The 17,430-nt window shown below is 69.2% G+C and carries 19 protein-coding genes and 1 pseudogene; 6 read left to right on the forward strand and 14 right to left on the reverse strand.

What is annotated here, in order from left to right:
- The first annotated feature begins 42 nt into the window (after positions 1 to 42).
- Positions 43 to 1,026, forward strand: a complete 984-nt coding sequence (locus tag ACFQUZ_RS15690) for an ATP-binding protein (RefSeq protein ID WP_377442685.1) — start codon at positions 43 to 45, stop codon at positions 1,024 to 1,026.
- Between the two features lie 81 nt (positions 1,027 to 1,107).
- Here ACFQUZ_RS15690 and ACFQUZ_RS15695 read toward each other — a convergent pair whose 3' ends face one another.
- Together ACFQUZ_RS15695 and ACFQUZ_RS15700 are read right to left on the reverse strand one after the other, a co-directional pair.
- The gene (locus ACFQUZ_RS15695; protein ID WP_377442687.1) at positions 1,108 to 1,764 is read right to left on the reverse strand and encodes a response regulator transcription factor; all 657 of its coding nucleotides are present in this window, start codon (positions 1,762 to 1,764) and stop codon (positions 1,108 to 1,110) included.
- Entirely contained in the window at positions 1,761 to 3,002 is a 1,242-nt protein-coding gene (locus tag ACFQUZ_RS15700) for a sensor histidine kinase (protein ID WP_377442689.1), read from the reverse strand. Before ACFQUZ_RS15700 ends, ACFQUZ_RS15695 begins: the two co-directional genes overlap by 4 nt.
- On the opposite strand from ACFQUZ_RS15700, the gene ACFQUZ_RS15705 reads away from it, so the two are divergent.
- A complete protein-coding gene (locus ACFQUZ_RS15705; RefSeq protein ID WP_377442691.1) occupies positions 2,996 to 4,483 on the forward strand; it encodes a hypothetical protein in 1,488 nt (495 codons plus the stop codon). The genes ACFQUZ_RS15700 and ACFQUZ_RS15705 overlap by 7 nt on opposite strands.
- A gap of 83 nt (positions 4,484 to 4,566) precedes the next feature.
- On the opposite strand, the gene ACFQUZ_RS15710 is transcribed toward ACFQUZ_RS15705, so the two are convergent.
- Both ACFQUZ_RS15710 and ACFQUZ_RS15715 read right to left on the reverse strand, forming a co-directional pair.
- The gene (locus ACFQUZ_RS15710; protein ID WP_377442693.1) at positions 4,567 to 4,806 is read right to left on the reverse strand and encodes a hypothetical protein; all 240 of its coding nucleotides are present in this window, start codon (positions 4,804 to 4,806) and stop codon (positions 4,567 to 4,569) included.
- Positions 4,807 to 5,066: 260 nt separating this feature from the next.
- Positions 5,067 to 5,402, reverse strand: coding sequence for a VOC family protein (locus ACFQUZ_RS15715; protein ID WP_377442695.1), 336 nt, complete (start codon positions 5,400 to 5,402; stop codon positions 5,067 to 5,069).
- Between the two features lie 63 nt (positions 5,403 to 5,465).
- On the opposite strand from ACFQUZ_RS15715, the gene ACFQUZ_RS15720 reads away from it, so the two are divergent.
- Positions 5,466 to 5,669: a helix-hairpin-helix domain-containing protein gene (locus ACFQUZ_RS15720; RefSeq protein ID WP_377442773.1), complete on the forward strand. Its 204-nt coding sequence runs from the start codon at positions 5,466 to 5,468 to the stop codon at positions 5,667 to 5,669.
- Between the two features lie 93 nt (positions 5,670 to 5,762).
- On the opposite strand, the gene ACFQUZ_RS15725 is transcribed toward ACFQUZ_RS15720, so the two are convergent.
- From ACFQUZ_RS15725 to ACFQUZ_RS15735, 3 genes are all read right to left on the reverse strand, one after another.
- Positions 5,763 to 6,221 carry a GNAT family N-acetyltransferase gene (locus ACFQUZ_RS15725; protein ID WP_377442697.1) on the reverse strand — a complete coding sequence of 153 codons (459 nt, stop codon included), beginning with the start codon at positions 6,219 to 6,221 and terminating at the stop codon, positions 5,763 to 5,765.
- A gap of 137 nt (positions 6,222 to 6,358) precedes the next feature.
- A complete protein-coding gene (locus tag ACFQUZ_RS15730) occupies positions 6,359 to 7,453 on the reverse strand; it encodes a winged helix DNA-binding domain-containing protein (protein WP_377442699.1) in 1,095 nt (364 codons plus the stop codon).
- Positions 7,454 to 7,517: 64 nt separating this feature from the next.
- Complete coding sequence (locus tag ACFQUZ_RS15735) at positions 7,518 to 7,985, reverse strand: SAM-dependent methyltransferase (RefSeq protein ID WP_377442701.1); 468 nt, start codon at positions 7,983 to 7,985, stop codon at positions 7,518 to 7,520.
- Positions 7,986 to 8,188: 203 nt separating this feature from the next.
- Here ACFQUZ_RS15735 and ACFQUZ_RS15740 point away from each other — a divergent pair, with 203 nt between their 5' ends.
- Entirely contained in the window at positions 8,189 to 8,581 is a 393-nt protein-coding gene (locus tag ACFQUZ_RS15740; protein WP_377442703.1) for a DUF6086 family protein, read from the forward strand.
- 58 nt (positions 8,582 to 8,639) lie between these two features.
- Here the strand turns inward: ACFQUZ_RS15740 and ACFQUZ_RS15745 are convergent, their stop codons facing one another.
- The 5 genes and pseudogenes from ACFQUZ_RS15745 to ACFQUZ_RS15765 form a co-directional block, all read right to left on the reverse strand.
- On the reverse strand, positions 8,640 to 9,578 hold the full coding sequence (locus tag ACFQUZ_RS15745) for a cyclase family protein (protein ID WP_377442705.1): 939 nt from the start codon (positions 9,576 to 9,578) through the stop codon (positions 8,640 to 8,642).
- Between the two features lie 274 nt (positions 9,579 to 9,852).
- A complete protein-coding gene (locus tag ACFQUZ_RS15750; protein WP_377442707.1) occupies positions 9,853 to 10,899 on the reverse strand; it encodes an NAD(P)/FAD-dependent oxidoreductase in 1,047 nt (348 codons plus the stop codon).
- Between the two features lie 23 nt (positions 10,900 to 10,922).
- Positions 10,923 to 11,135, reverse strand: coding sequence for a hypothetical protein (locus tag ACFQUZ_RS15755; protein ID WP_377442709.1), 213 nt, complete (start codon positions 11,133 to 11,135; stop codon positions 10,923 to 10,925).
- A complete protein-coding gene (locus tag ACFQUZ_RS15760; RefSeq protein WP_377442711.1) occupies positions 11,033 to 11,398 on the reverse strand; it encodes a TetR/AcrR family transcriptional regulator in 366 nt (121 codons plus the stop codon). Before ACFQUZ_RS15760 ends, ACFQUZ_RS15755 begins: the two co-directional genes overlap by 103 nt.
- A 209-nt stretch (positions 11,399 to 11,607) precedes the next feature.
- Positions 11,608 to 13,293, reverse strand: a pseudogene (locus ACFQUZ_RS15765) (MFS transporter); the annotation flags it as partial.
- A gap of 321 nt (positions 13,294 to 13,614) precedes the next feature.
- Here ACFQUZ_RS15765 and ACFQUZ_RS15770 point away from each other — a divergent pair.
- A complete protein-coding gene (locus tag ACFQUZ_RS15770; RefSeq protein ID WP_377442712.1) occupies positions 13,615 to 15,201 on the forward strand; it encodes a DHA2 family efflux MFS transporter permease subunit in 1,587 nt (528 codons plus the stop codon).
- Positions 15,202 to 15,401: 200 nt separating this feature from the next.
- On the opposite strand, the gene ACFQUZ_RS15775 is transcribed toward ACFQUZ_RS15770, so the two are convergent.
- On the reverse strand, positions 15,402 to 15,914 hold the full coding sequence (locus ACFQUZ_RS15775; protein WP_377442714.1) for a DUF664 domain-containing protein: 513 nt from the start codon (positions 15,912 to 15,914) through the stop codon (positions 15,402 to 15,404).
- Between the two features lie 8 nt (positions 15,915 to 15,922).
- The gene (locus tag ACFQUZ_RS15780; protein WP_377442716.1) at positions 15,923 to 16,951 is read right to left on the reverse strand and encodes an aldo/keto reductase; all 1,029 of its coding nucleotides are present in this window, start codon (positions 16,949 to 16,951) and stop codon (positions 15,923 to 15,925) included.
- 180 nt (positions 16,952 to 17,131) lie between these two features.
- Here ACFQUZ_RS15780 and ACFQUZ_RS15785 point away from each other — a divergent pair, with 180 nt between their 5' ends.
- Positions 17,132 to 17,422 carry a YiaA/YiaB family inner membrane protein gene (locus tag ACFQUZ_RS15785; protein ID WP_377442718.1) on the forward strand — a complete coding sequence of 97 codons (291 nt, stop codon included), beginning with the start codon at positions 17,132 to 17,134 and terminating at the stop codon, positions 17,420 to 17,422.
- The last annotated feature ends 8 nt before the right edge of the window (positions 17,423 to 17,430 follow it).

The raw sequence follows: 17,430 nt of genomic DNA on the forward strand, positions 1-17,430 counted from the left end.
GTTTGTGGAAACGATTACCGTTAGCGTTTCGAGGAACGTTCGATGAAGGTCGCGTTTGTCGGCAAGGGCGGCAGCGGCAAGACCACCCTGGCCGCGCTGTTCGCCCGCCAACTCGCCGGACACCAGCGGCCGGTACTGGCCATCGACGCCGACATCAACCAGCATCTCGCGGCCGCGCTCGGCGGACCGGAAGGTGTCGTCGTGCCGACGAGCCCGCTCGGCGAGCACCTCCCGGCCATCAAGGAGTACCTGCGAGGCGACAATCCCCGCATCGGTTCCGCTGCCGAGATGGTGAAGACCACTCCACCGGGGACCGGCTCGCGCTTGCTACGGGTGGCGGAGGACAACCCGATCTATGCGGCCTGCGTCATCAATGTCGGACCCGTCCGGCTCGCGGTGACCGGCGAGTTCACCGCCGAAGATCTCGGCGTCGCCTGCTATCACTCAAAGGTCGGCGCGGTCGAGTTGCTGCTCAACCACATGCTCGACGGCCCCGGCGAGTACGTTGTGGTGGACATGACCGCCGGCGCCGACTCATTCGCGTCGGGACTGTTCACCCGCTTCGACCGCACCTTCCTGGTATGCGAGCCGACGGTACGCAGCGTCAGCGTCTACCACCAGTACGCCGGCTACGCCCGCGACTACGGCGTGGCGCTGTCGGTCATCGGCAACAAGGTGGAGGACACCACCGATGTGGATTTCCTTCGCGACAATGTCGGCTCGGACCTGCTCACCTGGATGAGCCGCTCGGCGTACGTACGGCGGGCCGAACGTGGCATCGTCGGACCGCTGGACGACCTGGAACCGGCCAACCGGGCAGTGCTCGGCCAGTTGACGGACGCCGTGGACCGCAGCGTTCAGGACTGGACTGCCTTCACCCGCTGGGCCCACGAGTTCCATCGGCGCAACGCGCTGGCGTGGGCGAACGAACGCGCTGGAGTCGACCTCACCACCCAGATCGACCCCGACTTCCGGATGGGGACGCCCGCTGTCGCCAACGCGGTAAGTGATGCGAAGCACCTGTGAGCGTGACTGGATCCCGCACAAGACCAGCCTCGCCCACGTTCCACCTCCGGGCTACATCCGCTGCTCGGCGACGTCCACCCGTCAGGTGATCCGGTAGCCGATTCCTGGCGTCGTCGCGATGACCGGTGGGCTACCAAGTTTGCGGCGCAGCCGGCCTATCGTCACGGTGACCGTGTTTGTGAACGGGTCGGCGTTCTCGTCCCAGACCTGTTCGAGCAACGTCTCGGTGCTCAGGAAGCCTGGGCTTGCCAGCAGCAGCGCCTCCAGCACGGCGAACTCCTTCACCGAGAGGTTCAGCTGCCGCCCGTCACGGACAACGATCCGGCGTATCGGATCGAGCTCGATCCCGGCAACGCGCAGTGTCCGGGGGCGCACGTCGGGCTTGCGGCGGGCCAGCGCACGGATACGCAGGATCAGCTCCGGGAAGTGGAAGGGCTTGGCCAGATAGTCGTCCGCACCCAGGGCCAAGCCACTGACCCGATCCCCGGGTGCGCTGGCCGCGGTAAGCATCAGCACCATCGGCCGCTTCACTCGCTCGCTCGTCATCTGGCACAGCGTGTCGCCGTGGACGCCGGGAAGGTCCCGGTCCAGGACCACCACATCGTGCGCGGTGAGGTCAAGTGCGGCGGCGGCAGTCAGTCCATCGTGGGCGAGGTCGACGGCCATCCCCTGGTCGCGTAGCCCTTCAGCGATGACCTCGGCCAGGTCCGGATCGTCTTCGACGACGAGGACCCTCATGCCGGCACCCTCTCCGGTGAGATCGTCACCGACACTCGCAGGCCCCCTCCTGGGCGCGCGAGCAGATCGAGTCGGCCGTCGTGCGCGGCCGCCACGGCCGCCACGATGGAAAGACCCAGACCGGGGGAGCCGGTACGCGCGTCACCGAGCCGCTCGAACGGCTGCGCCAGCCGGTCGACCTCCCGCTGGTCGAGCGGACGCCCACCGGTTTCGACGACCAGCACGGTCCCCTCCGCGCCCGCCGACGCGGCGATCCGGATCCATCCACCGTGCTCGTTGTGCGTCACGGCGTTGTCGACGAGGTTGCCCACCAGCCGCTCCAGCAACGCCGGGCTGCCGGGGACTTCCGTCGCCGACGGCACGTCTACCACCACGCTCAGCCCTTTGGTCTGCGCGTCGGTGGATCTGTCGTGTAGCGCGGCCTCGATGAGGTCACCAAGGTTGACCAGGGCGGCGTCGGCCGGTGTGCCGTGTTGTGCCCGGGCCAACACGAGGAACCCATCGAGTAGATGGTCGACCCGGTCCAGCTGCCTGTGCATACGGTCCGCCAGCGCCACGGTCGAGGCGTCCGGGTGGGGTTTGGCGACCGCGACGTCCAGCGTCGCCCGCATCGTCGTCAGTGGCGTACGAAGTTCGTGCGAGGCGTTGGCGACGAAGCGGCGCTGCGCGACGAACGACGCCTCGAGCCGTTCAAGAAGCTCATCGATGGTGTCGGCGAGGTCTTTCACCTCATCCGTCGGGCCGGTGACGGCCAACCGTCGGTTCAGGCTGTCAGCGGAGATGCGCCGCGTGGCCCTGGTGATGGACCGCAACGGCCGTAGTACGCGCCTGGCCAGTACCCGGCCGAGCAGCACCGAGACGACCGCCATCACCATCAGGGCCACAAGTGAACCGGCCAGCAGCTGTTCGGTCTGCTGCGTGTCCACCATGGCCAACCGCTCCTCCAGTTGGCGGATGCGCTGCTGGGCCGCCGGAAGGCTGTCCGAGGCGGAGATCGGTGAGTCCCGGGCGGGGATGACATTGCCTGCGCCGCTATCGGCGAGCACAAAGGCCAACCCCAACAACCCAGTACCGGAGACGAGAAACACGACGGCATACAAGATGGTGAACCGTGCCCCCACGGTCCCGCTGCGCAGGCTGGTCACCGCACCAGCATGCCTGTCCGGACCTAACACCGGCATGACAACATCGGTTCGAGCGGTGTTACGAGGCGCTCCGTAGAACAGACGGCATGCCAACCACCGCACTCCTGCGTCGGGAATGGGCCGCGTTCGGGCGCCCCGGTCGCCTGATCGCTCTGGCGGCCGCGGCGCTCACCATCATCGCGCTGGGCCTGCTGTCCGCGTCAGCCAACCGCTCGTCATGCGCCGGTCCCTGCCCCGCCGCTCCCGTCATCGACGACGGATCCATCGTCAGCGACAGGTTCTGGTTCGCACACCGCGGCCTGGGCCGCGAGGGCAGCATCACGGTCCGTCTGACGTCGATGACGGGAACCATCACATACCCACCGCCGGACCACGACCAGATCGTTCCGGGGCTGGTGCCGTGGGCGAAGACAGGGATCATCATCAAGGACGGCCTGCGGCAGGGTTCGCGGTACGCGGCGATGATGATGACCGGCAGCCACGGCGTGCGCTTCCAGTACGACTACAAGAACGACATCGCCGGACGCGCCGGCCAGGTCTCGGAGCAGTCCCCGCGCTGGCTGCGCCTGACCCGCTCGGGTGACACCATCACCGGCTCCGAGTCGGCCGACGGCACGCAGTGGCACACCGTCGCAACGGCGAGCCTCGACGGGCTGCCGGACACGGTGCGGGTCGGACTGTTCGCCGCCTCCCCAGGTGACCTTACGCTCCGCAAGGTCGGCCTCGGTGGCGCGATCGAGGAAGTCCGATTCACCCAGGCGGTCGGCGTCTTCGACAACGTCACAATCGAGGGCGCCGCCACCGGTGGGTGGGACAGCGACCCCGTTGGCCAGATGAATCACACCGACTGGGAGAAACACACGAACCCGTCGGGAGTCGTCGAGAAGGACGGCGCCATCACCGTCAGCGGCACCGGCGACATCGGGCCGGTCGGCGAAGAGGGACCACGCGACGTTGACACGACCCTGCCCGGCCTGATCGTCGCGCTGATCATTCTGCTCGTTGTCGCGGCCCGCTACGGCGTACGCACGACGCGTGCCGAAACCCCCCGGCGGATGATCGCCGCACGGGCGGCCGTCATCGGCGGGGCCACCTTCGTCACGGGTCTGGTCGCCGTCGGTGTCGTCCTCCCGACGGGCATCGCGATCCTCAAGAGCAACGGCATCCCGACGCAGCCGGTGCCGGTGACAACCGGCACTCAGCTGATCATCGGCCTGCCGGCGGTGCTCGCACTCTGCGCCGTCCTCACCTACGGACTCGGCGTGTGGTTGCGCCGCGACTGGGCGGCGATCGCCGTCGGGCTGTCGCTGATCGTCCTGCCCTATGCTGGCACCGCATTCCCGCTGCTGCCCGACACCGTCGCCGAGTGGCTGCTCCGGTTGACCCCGGCCGCCAGCTTCGCGGTCAGGCAGACGATTGTCGAGTATCCACAGGTGACCGCGCACTACGCACCGTCGGCTGGATACTTCCCGCTGCCCTGGTGGGCTGGGCTCGCCATACTGTGCGCGTACACGATGATCGTGGTGCGGATCGCCCTCGGTCGCCAACTGGACGCAGACTCCGGCCGGCGGTAGCGAGACGGTTCGGACAGCGGACGGGCGGCGAGACTCCTGATCCGCCCGCCGTCGAAGCCCGACGGCGGGCGGATGCCGTAAGGTCAACCGCTGCGGCGGTTGCCCCATTGGCGTGGACCCTGCACGGAGCCACGCCCGCCGAAGTGCTTGGCCTTTCCCTGGATCTGCCGCTGCTGGGCGGCCTGCGTCTTGGCCCGGCGGGCGGCCCGGTTCTGGAAGGCGACAGGCTCGTCCTCGGCCGGTGACCCGTCCGGCACGGACTCCGCCGCGGTCTCGGGCTCGACGGCGTCGTTGTGGTCTGTCGGCGTACCGGGATCAGGCATGTCGTCTCCCTGCGGCTCCTTCGTGCGCGTACGGCACAGGAAAACTCTATCGCCAGGAAGGCCGCCCACCCGCGCCGACCCGGACGGTGGTTGGCGTGTCGGCAACCATGCCGAGGACTGCTCCTCCGGCGAAAGGTGATGGCGTTCCTCCGGCAGGTGCTCATCGACCCTTGACCCGGAGCACGCCAGACCAGACCGCCACCCCGCGCTGCCGCGCCCGTGACGAGGACGCGCGGGTCGTCTGTTACGTGCCCCCGATGTCATGCCCCCGAGAACACGATGCTGTTGCCATCCGGATCGGTCACGATGAGCACGCGCGAGGCGGTGACGTGCCGGACTCCGGGATGATCTATGCCCGCGCGGGTCAACCTGTCGGCAAGGCCGTCCAGGTCGGACTCGTCCACGACCACCGTCGACCGTCCGGCGCGTTCGGGGTCCGCCCATACCTGGACCCCGAAAGTCGGTGCCAGATGCCACTCGGCCAAGCCGTCCATCGGCCGGGCGTCAGCATCCCGGCCGAACAGCTTCGCATACCACCTGATGGCGGGTTCGAAGTCGACGATCGTCAGCTGGGCGAGTAGACGAGTCACAGCCATGCCCCCCGTCGTACCCGCTCGGCCGGCGTATCATGCGATGCAGTCATCGCTGGATCAGACATGATGGGACGCGTGGACTCGTCTCTCAGCGCCCTGCCGAAGATCGGTGCCCCAGCGACGCGGGCCCTGAACAACGCTGGTTACAAGGCTCTGATTGAGCTTGCCGGGGTGCCTCGTGCTGAGCTGGCCAAGCTGCACGGCATGGGTCCGAAGGCACTGAGAACCATCCAGAGCGCGCTCGAGGAGCACAACCTGAGCCTGGGTTAGCGCGCCACCGTCACGTGGCCCGTCCGCGCTGGTGGGATCGCCAACGATCCACAACTTGTCCGCGCCCTGCCCGCGGATCTGTTAGGCAGCTCGTCACCGGCCACATCGGTCCAGGCGCTTCCACGGCCAGTCGGTGGCAATCCAGTTCACGACGGCGGTGGCGAGCGGCTTGTCGAGGTCTGCCCTGTCGGCCCGTACCCAGGACTGGACCGTTACGTCGTACTCCTCGGAGGCCGTCGGGTACAGGTAGACGCAACCGATCACGTCGCCGTCGGCGGTGTCGAGGACGGTGAAGGTGAATCCTTTGCCGCTGGCGAAGTCGTCAGCATGCCGGCGTAGGTCTGACCGATTCTCCTCCGGCGACATGCCGTTCGGTGGTGGCCAGTCGCCGTCCGGATAACCCGGCGTACTGCGGATGTGCTCGATGCTCGACGTCCAGGCGGCGTGATCGGCCACGTTGTGCTGAGGGCCCAGCGGTTCGAGCCGGAACCGACTGGTGACGAGCGATGTCGGCGGATCGAAGTCGGGTGGTACGAAAGCGCCCGAGGTCATGGCCAGGACGCTACTGCTTTCACCGGTCTTCACGCATTCGACTTCAGACCGACGACCGTGCGGTTGGCGGCGGGTGGCCGCGCGCCGGTCATGCGCGGTCGAGCTGTTCCGCCATCGCAACGGCGCCCACACCCGTGTCAAGCGTCCAGGATCGAGACGTGGTTGGCGCGTTGTGGCTCGGGTTGAAACATGGTCAGCAGGCTTTCGCCCTCGGCGACGACAGCGTCGCGTTCGCCAGTCCTGAGCGCCCGCAGTGGCGTGATCCGCAACGTCGCCGCGGCGTCAACAACGGTGACCGCCCAGGTGCCCGCCACCCGGCCGTCGACCAGCAGGAAGCGGGCACCGGAGACGCTCAGCCCGCGGTGCTCGGCGTCGATGACCCGGCTACGGTCGTCGTAGCAAAGCACCGCGTTGTCGAACGCCGGCAGGAAGCGTGGCGGCGCGGGAGTCTCCGGGTCGGGCAGCGCACCGCCGGGCACGTCGAGCAGTTCCCGGCCGCGCTCGTCGCGGAAGGTCCGCAACGACGGACGTAACCGGTGGACGGATTCCCGCAGCCCGCTGAGCCCCGACCAGGCGCGGATGTCCGCGCTGGCCGCCGGGCCGTAGGCGGCGAGGTAGCGCAGCACCAGGGCGTCGACGGCATCCGGTGACTCCGGCTCCAGCGGGCGGCCGAGCCACGCCTCGATCGTGGTGTTGGACGCGGCGCCCCGCTCACCCCAGACACCGCGGGGCGGTACCTGTACGAGCGGCACAAGCGTGCTGAGCGCGTCACCCAGCCACCGTGGCTCCACCCCCGGCCAGTGGTCGGCGATGAGGCGGGCGGCCTCGGTCAGCATCCGCGGCCGATCCTCGAACAACGGCCGGCCCAGTCGCGCCAGCTCGTCGAGGTCAACGCCGGGCAGCACCCGGCGCAGCGTCGACCACATGCGTTTGACCAGCATCGTCTGGTGCACAGGCCGTAACGCGAGGCAGTCCCCGGCGGTCACCAGATGCAGAGTGCGGCGCATCAGGAGCGTGCGGACCGCTCGGCGGCTCAACAGCTGTTCGACAAGCGCCGGTGGTTGGAAGCCGACCAGCCGGCTCCACAAGCCGACGTAGGGCTCCAGAGGTTCCTGTGCCTGCAGCCCGACCAGGTGCTCAAGGGCCTCGGTGACCGGCATGTCGTGCCGCCGCGACAGGAGCTGCCGGGCCAGGAGCGCCCGGTTGAGAGCACGGTGATCGAGCACACTCATGATGGTGACGCTATCGACCACCCCAGACAGGTTCCCTCACCGTCGCTCAGTAGGTCACCGAGGCCTACGGCTGGAAGTATTCCGACAGCAGGCGGCTGACCCATTCCGGCTGCCTGACGTTGTCCGGTAGGAACTCCGTAACGGCCGGCTTCAGGTCGATGACCGAGGTGCCCGAGACCGCGTCGAGACCGACCACCGTCAGTTCGCGGCCGTGCACGGATTCGATGGCACAGCAGGTGACCCCGATGCGGTTCGGTCGACGGGGGCCCCGGTCGGCGAACACGCCAACGGGCGGGAGATCGGTTCGGCCCCGCCAGGGGCGGGGTTCGCGGTAGTCGCCGCGCTCCGGGAACTGGTCGAAGACGAAGAGGACCTCCACGTGGGAGAAGCCGTCCAGACCCTGCAGGCACGCATCGCCGAAGCGCTCGTCGATGGTGATGGTGCTGCGGACGGCACCCCAGTTGTCAGTGTGTTGGATGTCCGTACGTTCGTTACGGACGGTGCCTATCGAGGTGATCTCGAAACTGCGCATGGTTCCTTCCACGTCGGTACCGGGTCGGTGCCCGTGTTCGACCACGTCTCAGCGGTCCGGGGGAGATTACCTCCGATTCGGTTCACCCGAGCCCTCAGCCGGTGTACGCGACCACGGAGCCCGGACAACAGGTCATAAGATCGTGCAGCGCTTCGCTTCCGGCCGGCGTTCGTCGGCCTCGATATTTGGATACAAGGACGCCCATGAGCTACAGCTTCGCCTTCGACGGCAAGACGATATGGGATCCGGCCCTACGGACAGGGACGATGTTCGTCGGCCTCGTCCACGGGGCCGCCCAGGTGCTCGGCGTCCCCTCGGGTCTCAATCCGCGCGTTGACGGTAGCTGTGCGATCGACGACCTGCGAACCTTCACCGTGTTCGTCGAGCAGCTCTGGGACTCGTACGTGTCCACCAGGCATCCGGTGTCCCACGAGCAGATCCGAGGAGTACTCCTTGTCTGCCTGGTGCTGCTCGATCGGATGGGCGCGCCGATCACACCGTCAGGCGAGGCGCAGATGGCCATCATCGAGCAGGCCGCGGCCCTGGGACGCTCGATGGGAGGTAACGAGACCTCGGCTGGAGAGGCGCGAAGGTAGTGCCCGCGCAGTCGTCCACCACCGCGCCGGAAGTACCCACAGATGTGTGCGCGCAGGGTCAGAAGGTGGCGATCGGGTTGACCGGGCTTCCGGATGTGCCGGCGAGGCGGACCGGCGCGACCGTGAGGTGGAAGTCCCACTTGTCGAGTTCGGCAGCCGTTGCCGCGCACGCCTCCAGGTCGCAATTGTCGAGCATCCACATGCCCATCGCGACGAGGCCAACCGCGTGAACCGGCATCAACACGTCGTCGTATCCCGACGGTTGTACGTCCTGGGGGGTGTCAGCGCCGATCAGTGCGACCTCGCGGTCATGCAGCCACGGCAGGCAGGACGCGTGCCAGCCGGCCTGCGTGAAACCGCTGGCGACACCGGACTCGTGCCGGACGCGCCCGTAGCCGGTGCGCAGGAGTAGGGCGTCGCCGGACCGGACCCGCACACCCTGGCGACGCTCGGCCTCCTCGAGATCGTCGGGAAACACACCCTCTCCCGGTTCCAACGACGGCACATCGCGCACCCCGGCGACATCCAACAGGACACCACGCGTGACGATCCCGTTCGCCGCCACCGTGACGGCCGCCCACGCCGATCCCGTTTCGGCGTCGACCAGCGAGTGTGACCGCCCGTTGTACATCGTGCCGTCCCAGAAGACGTGGCACGGCGAGTCGACGTGGGTGATGGTGTTGCCGTGAAACATCATGCCGAGTCGCTCGGACGAGAAACCCCAGCGCCGGTCGGCGTGGAAGCCGGGCGCGGGCATGTTCTCGGCACCCGGCATGTCGGCGGCGCACGGGCACGTCGTCGTCGACCGCTCCATCTCGTCCGGTGCGGCGATCTCCCACGCGCACGACACGCTCCGACCGTGACGCACAGCCCGCGCCGCCGCCAGCCGAATGTCGTCGGTGATGTGGTTGAGGGTGCCGAGTTCGTCGTCATCGCCCCAGCGGCCCCAGTTCGACAGCGTGTCGAAGTACCCGAGCACGTCGTCCTGTGTGGGCATCGGTCGCGCTGCCATCATCCCAGCACCCACTCCTCCGGGTAACCCGGTTCGAACCACCGCAGGTAGGGTATCTCGCGCTTTCCGTGCCCAGCCGAGGCTCGCTGGGCTGGAACGACGTCAGTTATCGCCGCGGACCGTCGGCGAGTTGCCCGACCTGTCCCGCACGGCTGACTCGGACGATCAGACCGTGCCGTCCCGGTAGGGCCGGTGTCAAAGCCCCTGGCCAGCCGCCGCCTCGGCGCTGAGCCGGACGGATGCACCCGGGCCGGTCCCACTAAAAGCGGTCGAGGCGGCAACCCGTCAGCATCGGCTCAACGGTGCCGTCGACCAGTTCCCGTGCGACCAGGTGGCCCACGGCCGGGGCGAGCGTGACCGCGGAGTGCAGGACCGCCAGGTAGAGGCCGGGCACGTCAGCGACAGGGCCGACGATCGGTTCGCCGTCGACCGGCATGGGGCGTACGCCGACCCGGGTGCTGATCAGCTCGACGTTAGCGGTGCCGCGAAAGGTGGACCGGACGGCGGCGAGAGTCCGAACGGGTGAGTCCACGGCGGCGAGGAGCCGGTCCGTGCTGGCCTGCCGGAGATCGAAGTCCGGAGTGTTGACCACTGTGCGAACGAGACCGGCCGGAGCGCGGAGCCGAAGGAGCGTCGCCGGCGAGGGGTCGACCGGGACGCGTACGCCGAGTGGTGTGCTCAGCGCGGCCGTGGCCACCCCCGCCGCGAGCACCACCGTCGCACCGGAGAGGGGCCCTGCGGTCGTCTCGACCCCGACGACCCGGCCTCCGGCGTCCCGGCGGATCGCGGTGACCGGGGTGTCCGGATGGACCCGGGCGGCGTGGCCGCGTGCGGCCGCGACCAGCCGCTCGGTCACGCCCACCGGGTCGACCGAGCCGTCACCGGGCGCCCAGACGGCCCACTCCGGGGGCTGCCGCAGGGCGGGTTCGAGGCTCGCGGCGGTGGCCGCGTTCACGATGCTCTGCCCGGGCCCCGTCGCTGGCGGGCTGTCCGACGCGCCCCACGACAGTGAGCCGGACCAGGTGACCGGGAGTCCCGGAAGTTCGGCCTCCAGCCGGCGGTACTCCTGCGTCGCGGTCGCCCGCAGGGCGGCTGCCGGGCCGGTGTGTACCCCGGACGCTCCGATCCAGGCGAACGAGTCCGCTGTCACGCCGGCGCCTGGCGGTCCGGCGTCGACGAGGATCACGGCGGCACCGGCACGGGCGGCGTGATAGGCCACCGAGGCGCCGACGATGCCCGCGCCCACGACGACGACCGTGGCGTCCGATGCGGCGTCGCCAGAGTCGGCGGACTGGGAGTGGGGCATGGCTTCCCCCAGGCATAGTGTTCTCAGCGATCGATGAGGTGCTGGATGGCCGTGCCATACCGGCGGACGACCTCATCCGGTGCCGCGCCCGTGGCGGGGGTGTCGAAGATTCGTGTGGTGGCGGCGAGTCCGGTCAGCGCGGCGACGACCAGCTCCGCGCGGAGCCGGGCGTCGGCGTCGCCGCCCAGGCGTTCGGCCAGGGGATCGAGGTAGCCGACGGCCAACTGGCGACGCACGCTGTCCGGGTCGGGGCGGAGAGCCGGACGCCCAGCTCCGAGCGTGGCACGTCGGGCAGCGACGGTGGTGTGATCGTCGCGGAGCGGAGGAACAGCTCGCGCTTCCTGCCGCCACACTTCATGACCATGGCGGGGGACAGGGCAGCCCGCGTGGCGATGTCACGGATGGTGACCTGGTCGTAGCCGCGTTCGGCGAAGAGTTCCGTGGCGGCCGCGAGGACGGCCTGCCGGGAGGAACCGAGCGCCGACGCCTCGTCGCCCATGGCGTGACCACCGTGAGGACGTACCGTCCGCTCGACGGTAGTGGCATCTCGTACCGTCCGTCCACGGTGGTGTCGCCCGCCTTCACCGCCTCTCCGCTCGACCGGGTCAGGGCCACGGTCCCCCCGGCGACCGGGCCGTGGGCGTCACTGACCTCACCGGCCAGGGTCAGCCGGTCGCGCAGGACGATGTTGTCGATGTCCTGCCCGGCGTGCAACGCGGCGAGCCGCGACTGCGGCGCCCACCCGTCGGCCGCCGCGACGAGGAGGTACTGGCCGGCACCGGGAATCGCGAGTGAGAAGCATCCGGAGGAGTCGACCTGGCTCCAGTCAATCTGCTGGCCCGACGGTGTGAGCAGGGTGACCACCGCTTTCCGGACGGCGGCGCCGCCACGGCCGAGAACTCGGCCGCGGACGACGCCGTCGCGTACGCGTTCCGGCGTGGTCGGCTGGTCGGCGTTCCGGTCGCCCATCCGGAACAGCGGTACAGCAAGCAGCGCGGCAACGAGCGACGCCGCCGCCGCGATCCAGAACATGGTGGTGAAGGCCCCGAAGGCGGGGAGCGTGGCGCCGTCAACCCGGATCACCGTGGCCGTCATGATCGCCGCCAGGGCCGCACTCGACGTCGAGGTGCCGACAGAGCGCAGCAACGTGTTGAGCCCGTTCGCGGACGCGGTCTCGGTCGCGGGGACCGCGCGCATGATCAGACTCGGCATCGCGGCGAACGTCATCGACGTGCCGACGCCGACCAGCACTGAGCCGCTGACGATCTGCCACAGCTCATGGCTGAGCAAGACGCGGGCCATGTATGCGGCGGCCATGGTCGAGGCACCGGCCAGCAGCGTCGCCTGCGGGCCGAAGCGCCGGGTGATCGCCGCCGCCGCGGGCGCCATCGCGCCGAAGACGAGCGCGCTCGGCGCCATCCAGAGCCCGGTGTGCAGGATGTCCAAACCCAACCCGTATCCGGTCGTCACGGGCTGCTGCAGCAGTTGCGTCGTGGCGATCATGTTGGCGAACATCGCGAAACCGCTCAGGACGGAGGCGATGTTGACAAGCAGCACCGCCGGCCGGGCGGCGACCCGTACGTCGACGAGCGGGTTGCGCACGTGCAGTTCGACGGGCAGCCACACCATCACCAGGATCAGGCCCAGCACGATCAGCCCGACGCTCTGATAGGACAGCCAGCCCCAGTGGGATCCCTTGGAGAGCGCGAGCAACAGGGCCGTCACCGCGCCCGAGAGCAGGACGGCCCCCAGATAGTCAAACGATCCGCGGGTGCGCACGGGCGACTCCGGAACGACAAGCGCCACCGCTGCGAACAGCGCAGCCCCCGCGGCGGCGCTGACCCAGAACACCGCGTGCCAGTCGAGGTGCTCGATGATCAGACCGGCCAGCGGCAGTCCGGCTCCGGCGCCGATGGCGAGGGTGGCGCTCATGACGGATACGCCGAGCGCGAGCCGCTCCTGCGGCAGCTCGTCGCGCATGATGGCAATCCCGATCGGGATGAGCGCGACGCCGACACCCTGCAGGGCGCGGCCGGCGATGATGAACGGCAGGGCCTGGCTCAACGCGCCCACCACGGAACCGAGGGTCATGACGGCCAGCGCCACCAGCATCATGCGTTTCTTGCCGAACATGTCGGCGAGCCGCGACAGCGTCGGCGTGGCGACCGCCCCGGCCAGCAGCGTCGCGGTCACCAGCCAGGACGCGTTGTCGACGCTCGTGTCCAGCAGCCGCGGGAAGTCCGGCAGCACCGGCAGCACCAGCGTCTGCTGCAGCGACACGGCGGTGCCGCACGTCGCCAGGGTGGCGACGACGACGGTGCTGCGGGTCTTCCCGGCCGTACCGTTGCCCGGGATGGGACTGGGTCGATCCACAACACTCCTCACACCGCGCACGCGGTGAACAGCTGTTTACCAAGCGATGAGTCAATCATCGGGCGTCAGCTGCTGGCCAGCCTCTCCGGACGCGAAGTCCGCCACACCCGCGGCCAGGAGCGACCGATCAGTGTCGGGTCTCGCTAAACCGCGAATCCGCGTGAGCTAGCCCACGATTGCCCAGAATGGGCCGCCGTCCGTCGGTGGTCACTGTGATGCTGGGAGCCGGGGGGAAGTGGCGACCGGAGGGACGCGGCTGCGGGCCTCCGCAGTCGCCGTTGCGGGTACACGTCCGTGTCACGTCGAACCCTCGCTCGAAGCCAGCTGGACCTGGAGGGTCATGTGACCGCGCACGCCGCCACGGCGGCACCCGACAAGCTCGACGCCGCCGTCCTCAAGATCGCCGGAGTGGTTGTACTCGGCGCGATCATGTCAATTCTCGATGTCACAGTCGTCAGTGTCGCACTGCCGACGTTCCAGGCCGAGTTCAACGCGTCGTACGCCCAGGTCGCCTGGACCATGACCGGCTACACGCTCGCCCTGGCCACGGTGATCCCGCTCAGCGGGTGGGCCGCCGACCGGTTCGGCACCAAGCGCCTGTACATGTTGGCCCTGCTGCTGTTCACCCTCGGCTCCGTGCTGTGTGCCACCGCCGACACGATCGGTGAACTCGTCGCCTACCGGGTGCTGCAGGGACTGGGCGGCGGCATGCTCATGCCGCTCGGCATGACGATCATGACGCGGGCGGCCGGACCGCACCGGATCGGTCGGCTGATGGCCGTGCTCGGCATCCCGATGCTGCTCGGCCCGATCGGTGGACCGATCCTCGGCGGTTGGTTGATCGAAGCGGCCAGCTGGCACTGGATCTTCCTGATCAACCTGCCGATCGGCGCGATCGCGCTGGTGTACGCCGCGCTCGCCCTGCCGAAGGACAGCCCCGAGCCGTCCGAGTCGTTCGACTTCCTCGGCATGCTGATGCTGTCGCCGGGTCTGGCCCTGTTCCTCTTCGGCGTCTCGTCGCTGCCGGAGACCGGCACCATCACCGCCCCCAGGGTCTGGGTCACCATGCTGCTCGGCGCGGCGTTGGTGATCGGCTTCGTCCGATATTCGTTCAAGCCCCGGCACCCCCTGCTCGACCTGCGGCTGTTCCGCAACCGCAACCTGTCGATCGCGTCGATCTCGCTGTTCGTCTTCATCATCGCCTTCATGGGCGCCGGGCTGCTGTTCCCGAGCTACTTCCTGCAGGTGCGCGGCGAGTCGACGTTGCAGGCCGGGCTGCTGATGGCGCCGCAGGGGCTCGGCGCGATGCTCACCATGCCGATCGCCGGCATGCTGGCCGACAAGATCCCGGTCGGGCGCACGGTGCCGTTCGCGATGGCGCTCATCGCCGCCGGTTTCTTCGCCTTCACCCAGGTCGACACGGACACCTCCTACCTGCTGCTGTGCGGGTCGCTGTTCGTGATGGGTCTCGGCATGGGCGGCACGATGATGCCGCTCATGACGTCCGCGTTGCGGACCCTGACCAACCACGAGGTCGCGCGAGGATCGACGCTCACGAACATCCTCCAGCAGATCGGTGGGTCTATCGGATCCGCGACCATGTCGGTGATCCTCACCAACCAGCTGAACAAGTCGGCCCCGATCCCGGGCGCCACCGACCCCCGCACCGGTGAGCCGCTGACCGAGGCGAGTGCGGCCATCGCCAGCCAGCACGGTCTGCAGGTGCCGCTGCCACCGCAGATCCTGGAGCGCGGCCTGGAGTTCGTGGCCGACTCGTTCGCCACCACGTTCTGGGTCGGGTTCGCGCTGGTGCTGGCCTCCTTCATCCCGATCGCCTTCCTGCCCCGCAAGCGCCAGCCGTCGCCGCTGGTGGAGGAAACGCCGGGCGATGCCGGTGAGCGCTCCGCGGCCCCGGCGCTGATGCACTAACCGCCGAGGTACCCGGGTCGGCCGATCACCGGCCGGCCCGGCTCGGCGTTTCCGCCGGGGCCCCACTCTCGCCCGGCCCACGCGTCATCCGCCGGTCGGGAGCCGGCCGTCCGTCATCCGCCGGTCGGGAGCCGGCCGTCCGTCATCCGCCGGTCGGGAGCAGGCCGTCCGTCATCCGCCGGTCGGGAGTCGGCCGTCCGTCATTCGCCGGTCGGTCCGCCGGCGAGTTCGGCCACGATGTCCAGGTGCCCGAGGTGGCGTGCGTACTCCTGGATCAGGTGGAACAGCACCCGCTCCAGCGACGCCGGCTCAGCACCGGCCCACCGCGGTCCGGGCGCCCCGATCGCCGCGAGGTCGGCGGCGGTCGTCACCGCGCTGGTGTGCGCGCCCTGCGCCCGCAGTGCCGCGACCAGGTCGCCGAGATCTTCGCTCGGGTCGACATGCCACCGGTCACCCTGTCGATCGCCCCACGGGTCGTCGACGTCCCGGCCCTCGAAGCCCCACTCGATCCAGCGCAGCTCCACGTACCGCAGGTGCTTGAGTAGCTCCAGCGGTGTCCAGCCGGTCGGCAGCCGGCTGTCGCGCAACTCCCGCTCCGGCAGCCCCGACACCTTCGCGACCAGGCTTTCCCGGAAGTAGTCGAGGTAACGCAGGAACACCTCGGTGCGGTCGGCGGCCGGCTCGGTGGGCGCGGGGAAGGGCACGGTCGTCACCTCAGCGATTATCCGTCGGGAAGCTCCCGGGCGCGCTGCTCCACCCCCGGTCCGCCGTACGGGTAGTCGCCGACGAGCGGCGCGCTCGCCTCGTCCAGCAGCCGGGTGTGCTTCGCGTCGAGGCTCAGGTCGGCGGCGGTCAGGTTGTCGTCCAGTTGCTCGACGGTACGCGCCCCGAGGATCACCGAGGTGACGGCTGGCCGGGCGGCCAGCCAGGCCAGCGCCACTGCCGACATGGAGGCGCCGCGCGCCTCGGCCACCTGGCGCACCGCGTCGACCACCCGCCAGGTGCGTTCCTGGGCGTTCCGGCCCGCGTACGCCTCGACGCCCCGCTGCGGATTCTCTCCCAGCCGAGTGGCGCCGGAGGGCGTCGTGTCCCGCTGGTACTTGCCGGTCAACCAGCCGCCACCCAGCGGCGACCAGGGCAGGATGCCGATGCCCTCGTTCTCGCAGACCGGCACCAACTCGAATTCGATCTCGCGGACGAGCAGGTTGTACTGCGGCTGCAGCGAAACGATCGGGGTGAGGCCGAGGTGCTGGGTCAGCAGGGCGGCCTTCTGCAACTGCCAGCCGGTGAAGTTGCTGACCCCCGCATAGTGGATCTTGCCGGCCCGGACCGCGTCGTCGAAGAAGCGCAGCGTCTCGGGCAGCGGAGTCAGTGGGTCCCAGGCGTGCGCCTGGTACAGGTCGATCGCCTCGACGCCGAGCCGTCGGAGGCTGGCGTCCAGGGCCCGGCTGAGGTGTGTCCGGGACAGGCCCGCGTCGTTGCCTCCGGGACCCATCGCGAACCGGCCCTTGGTGGCGATCACCACCCGGTCGCGCATGCCGGGTCGAGCGGCCAGCCAGCGGCCGACGATCTCCTCGGACACGCCGGTCGAGTAGACGTCGGCGGTGTCGACGAAGGTGCCGCCCGCCTCGACGAACCGGTCCAACTGGGCGAAGCTGCCCGCCTCGTCGGTTTCCGCGCCGAACGTCATCGTGCCCAGGCAGAGGGTGGACACCACCGTTCCGGTGGCACCCAGGGTGCGGTAGCGCATGGTGTCCCTTCCGGTCGGCTGAGGTTCCGGCCGATCCTGCCACCGGGTCTGGGCGACCGCACGTCGGTCGGCTACCGTTCCCGTCCATCGCAAGTGGGCCGGCCGTAGGTACGGGTGTCCGCTCCCGCGTGGGTAGGCGTACTCATGACCATCGCCGCGCCCGCGGAGAGGCTTCTCGGCATGAGCGCATCTGTGCAACGGAAGCCGACCCCCGCGTTCACCGTACAAGCGGGGTTGTCGTTCGCCATCTCCCTCGTCGCCATGGTGGTGGGAATCGTCTACCTGCCGGTCAACGCCTGGATGCGCGGTTTTCTCGCGCTGGGATTGCTGTACGTCGTGACGTCCAGCCTGACCCTGGCCAAGACGATCCGGGACCAGCAGGAGAGCAGTGAGATCTTGTCTCGGGTCGATCAGGCCCGGCTGGAGAAGCTGCTGGCCGAGCACGATCCGTTCCGGGCGGCGGCGAGCTGAAGCCGGAC

Source organism: Plantactinospora sp. GCM10030261 (assembly GCF_042666615.1).
Taxonomy (GTDB): domain Bacteria; phylum Actinomycetota; class Actinomycetes; order Mycobacteriales; family Micromonosporaceae; genus KBS50.

What these genes read in the sequence shown, in the direction of transcription:
- ACFQUZ_RS15690 (WP_377442685.1), top strand. Translation starts at nt 43, where the DNA reads ATGAAGGTCGCGTTTGTCGGCAAGGGCGGCAGCGGCAAGACCACCCTG.
- ACFQUZ_RS15695 (WP_377442687.1), bottom strand. Translation starts at nt 1,764, where the DNA reads ATGAGGGTCCTCGTCGTCGAAGACGATCCGGACCTGGCCGAGGTCATC.
- ACFQUZ_RS15705 (WP_377442691.1), top strand. Translation starts at nt 2,996, where the DNA reads ATGCCAACCACCGCACTCCTGCGTCGGGAATGGGCCGCGTTCGGGCGC.
- ACFQUZ_RS15710 (WP_377442693.1), bottom strand. Translation starts at nt 4,806, where the DNA reads ATGCCTGATCCCGGTACGCCGACAGACCACAACGACGCCGTCGAGCCC.
- ACFQUZ_RS15715 (WP_377442695.1), bottom strand. Translation starts at nt 5,402, where the DNA reads ATGGCTGTGACTCGTCTACTCGCCCAGCTGACGATCGTCGACTTCGAA.
- ACFQUZ_RS15720 (WP_377442773.1), top strand. Translation starts at nt 5,466, where the DNA reads ATGGGACGCGTGGACTCGTCTCTCAGCGCCCTGCCGAAGATCGGTGCC.
- ACFQUZ_RS15725 (WP_377442697.1), bottom strand. Translation starts at nt 6,221, where the DNA reads ATGACCTCGGGCGCTTTCGTACCACCCGACTTCGATCCGCCGACATCG.
- ACFQUZ_RS15730 (WP_377442699.1), bottom strand. Translation starts at nt 7,453, where the DNA reads ATGAGTGTGCTCGATCACCGTGCTCTCAACCGGGCGCTCCTGGCCCGG.
- ACFQUZ_RS15735 (WP_377442701.1), bottom strand. Translation starts at nt 7,985, where the DNA reads ATGCGCAGTTTCGAGATCACCTCGATAGGCACCGTCCGTAACGAACGT.
- ACFQUZ_RS15740 (WP_377442703.1), top strand. Translation starts at nt 8,189, where the DNA reads ATGAGCTACAGCTTCGCCTTCGACGGCAAGACGATATGGGATCCGGCC.
- ACFQUZ_RS15745 (WP_377442705.1), bottom strand. Translation starts at nt 9,578, where the DNA reads ATGCCCACACAGGACGACGTGCTCGGGTACTTCGACACGCTGTCGAAC.
- ACFQUZ_RS15750 (WP_377442707.1), bottom strand. Translation starts at nt 10,899, where the DNA reads ATGCCCCACTCCCAGTCCGCCGACTCTGGCGACGCCGCATCGGACGCC.
- ACFQUZ_RS15760 (WP_377442711.1), bottom strand. Translation starts at nt 11,398, where the DNA reads ATGGGCGACGAGGCGTCGGCGCTCGGTTCCTCCCGGCAGGCCGTCCTC.
- ACFQUZ_RS15780 (WP_377442716.1), bottom strand. Translation starts at nt 16,951, where the DNA reads ATGCGCTACCGCACCCTGGGTGCCACCGGAACGGTGGTGTCCACCCTC.
- ACFQUZ_RS15785 (WP_377442718.1), top strand. Translation starts at nt 17,132, where the DNA reads ATGAGCGCATCTGTGCAACGGAAGCCGACCCCCGCGTTCACCGTACAA.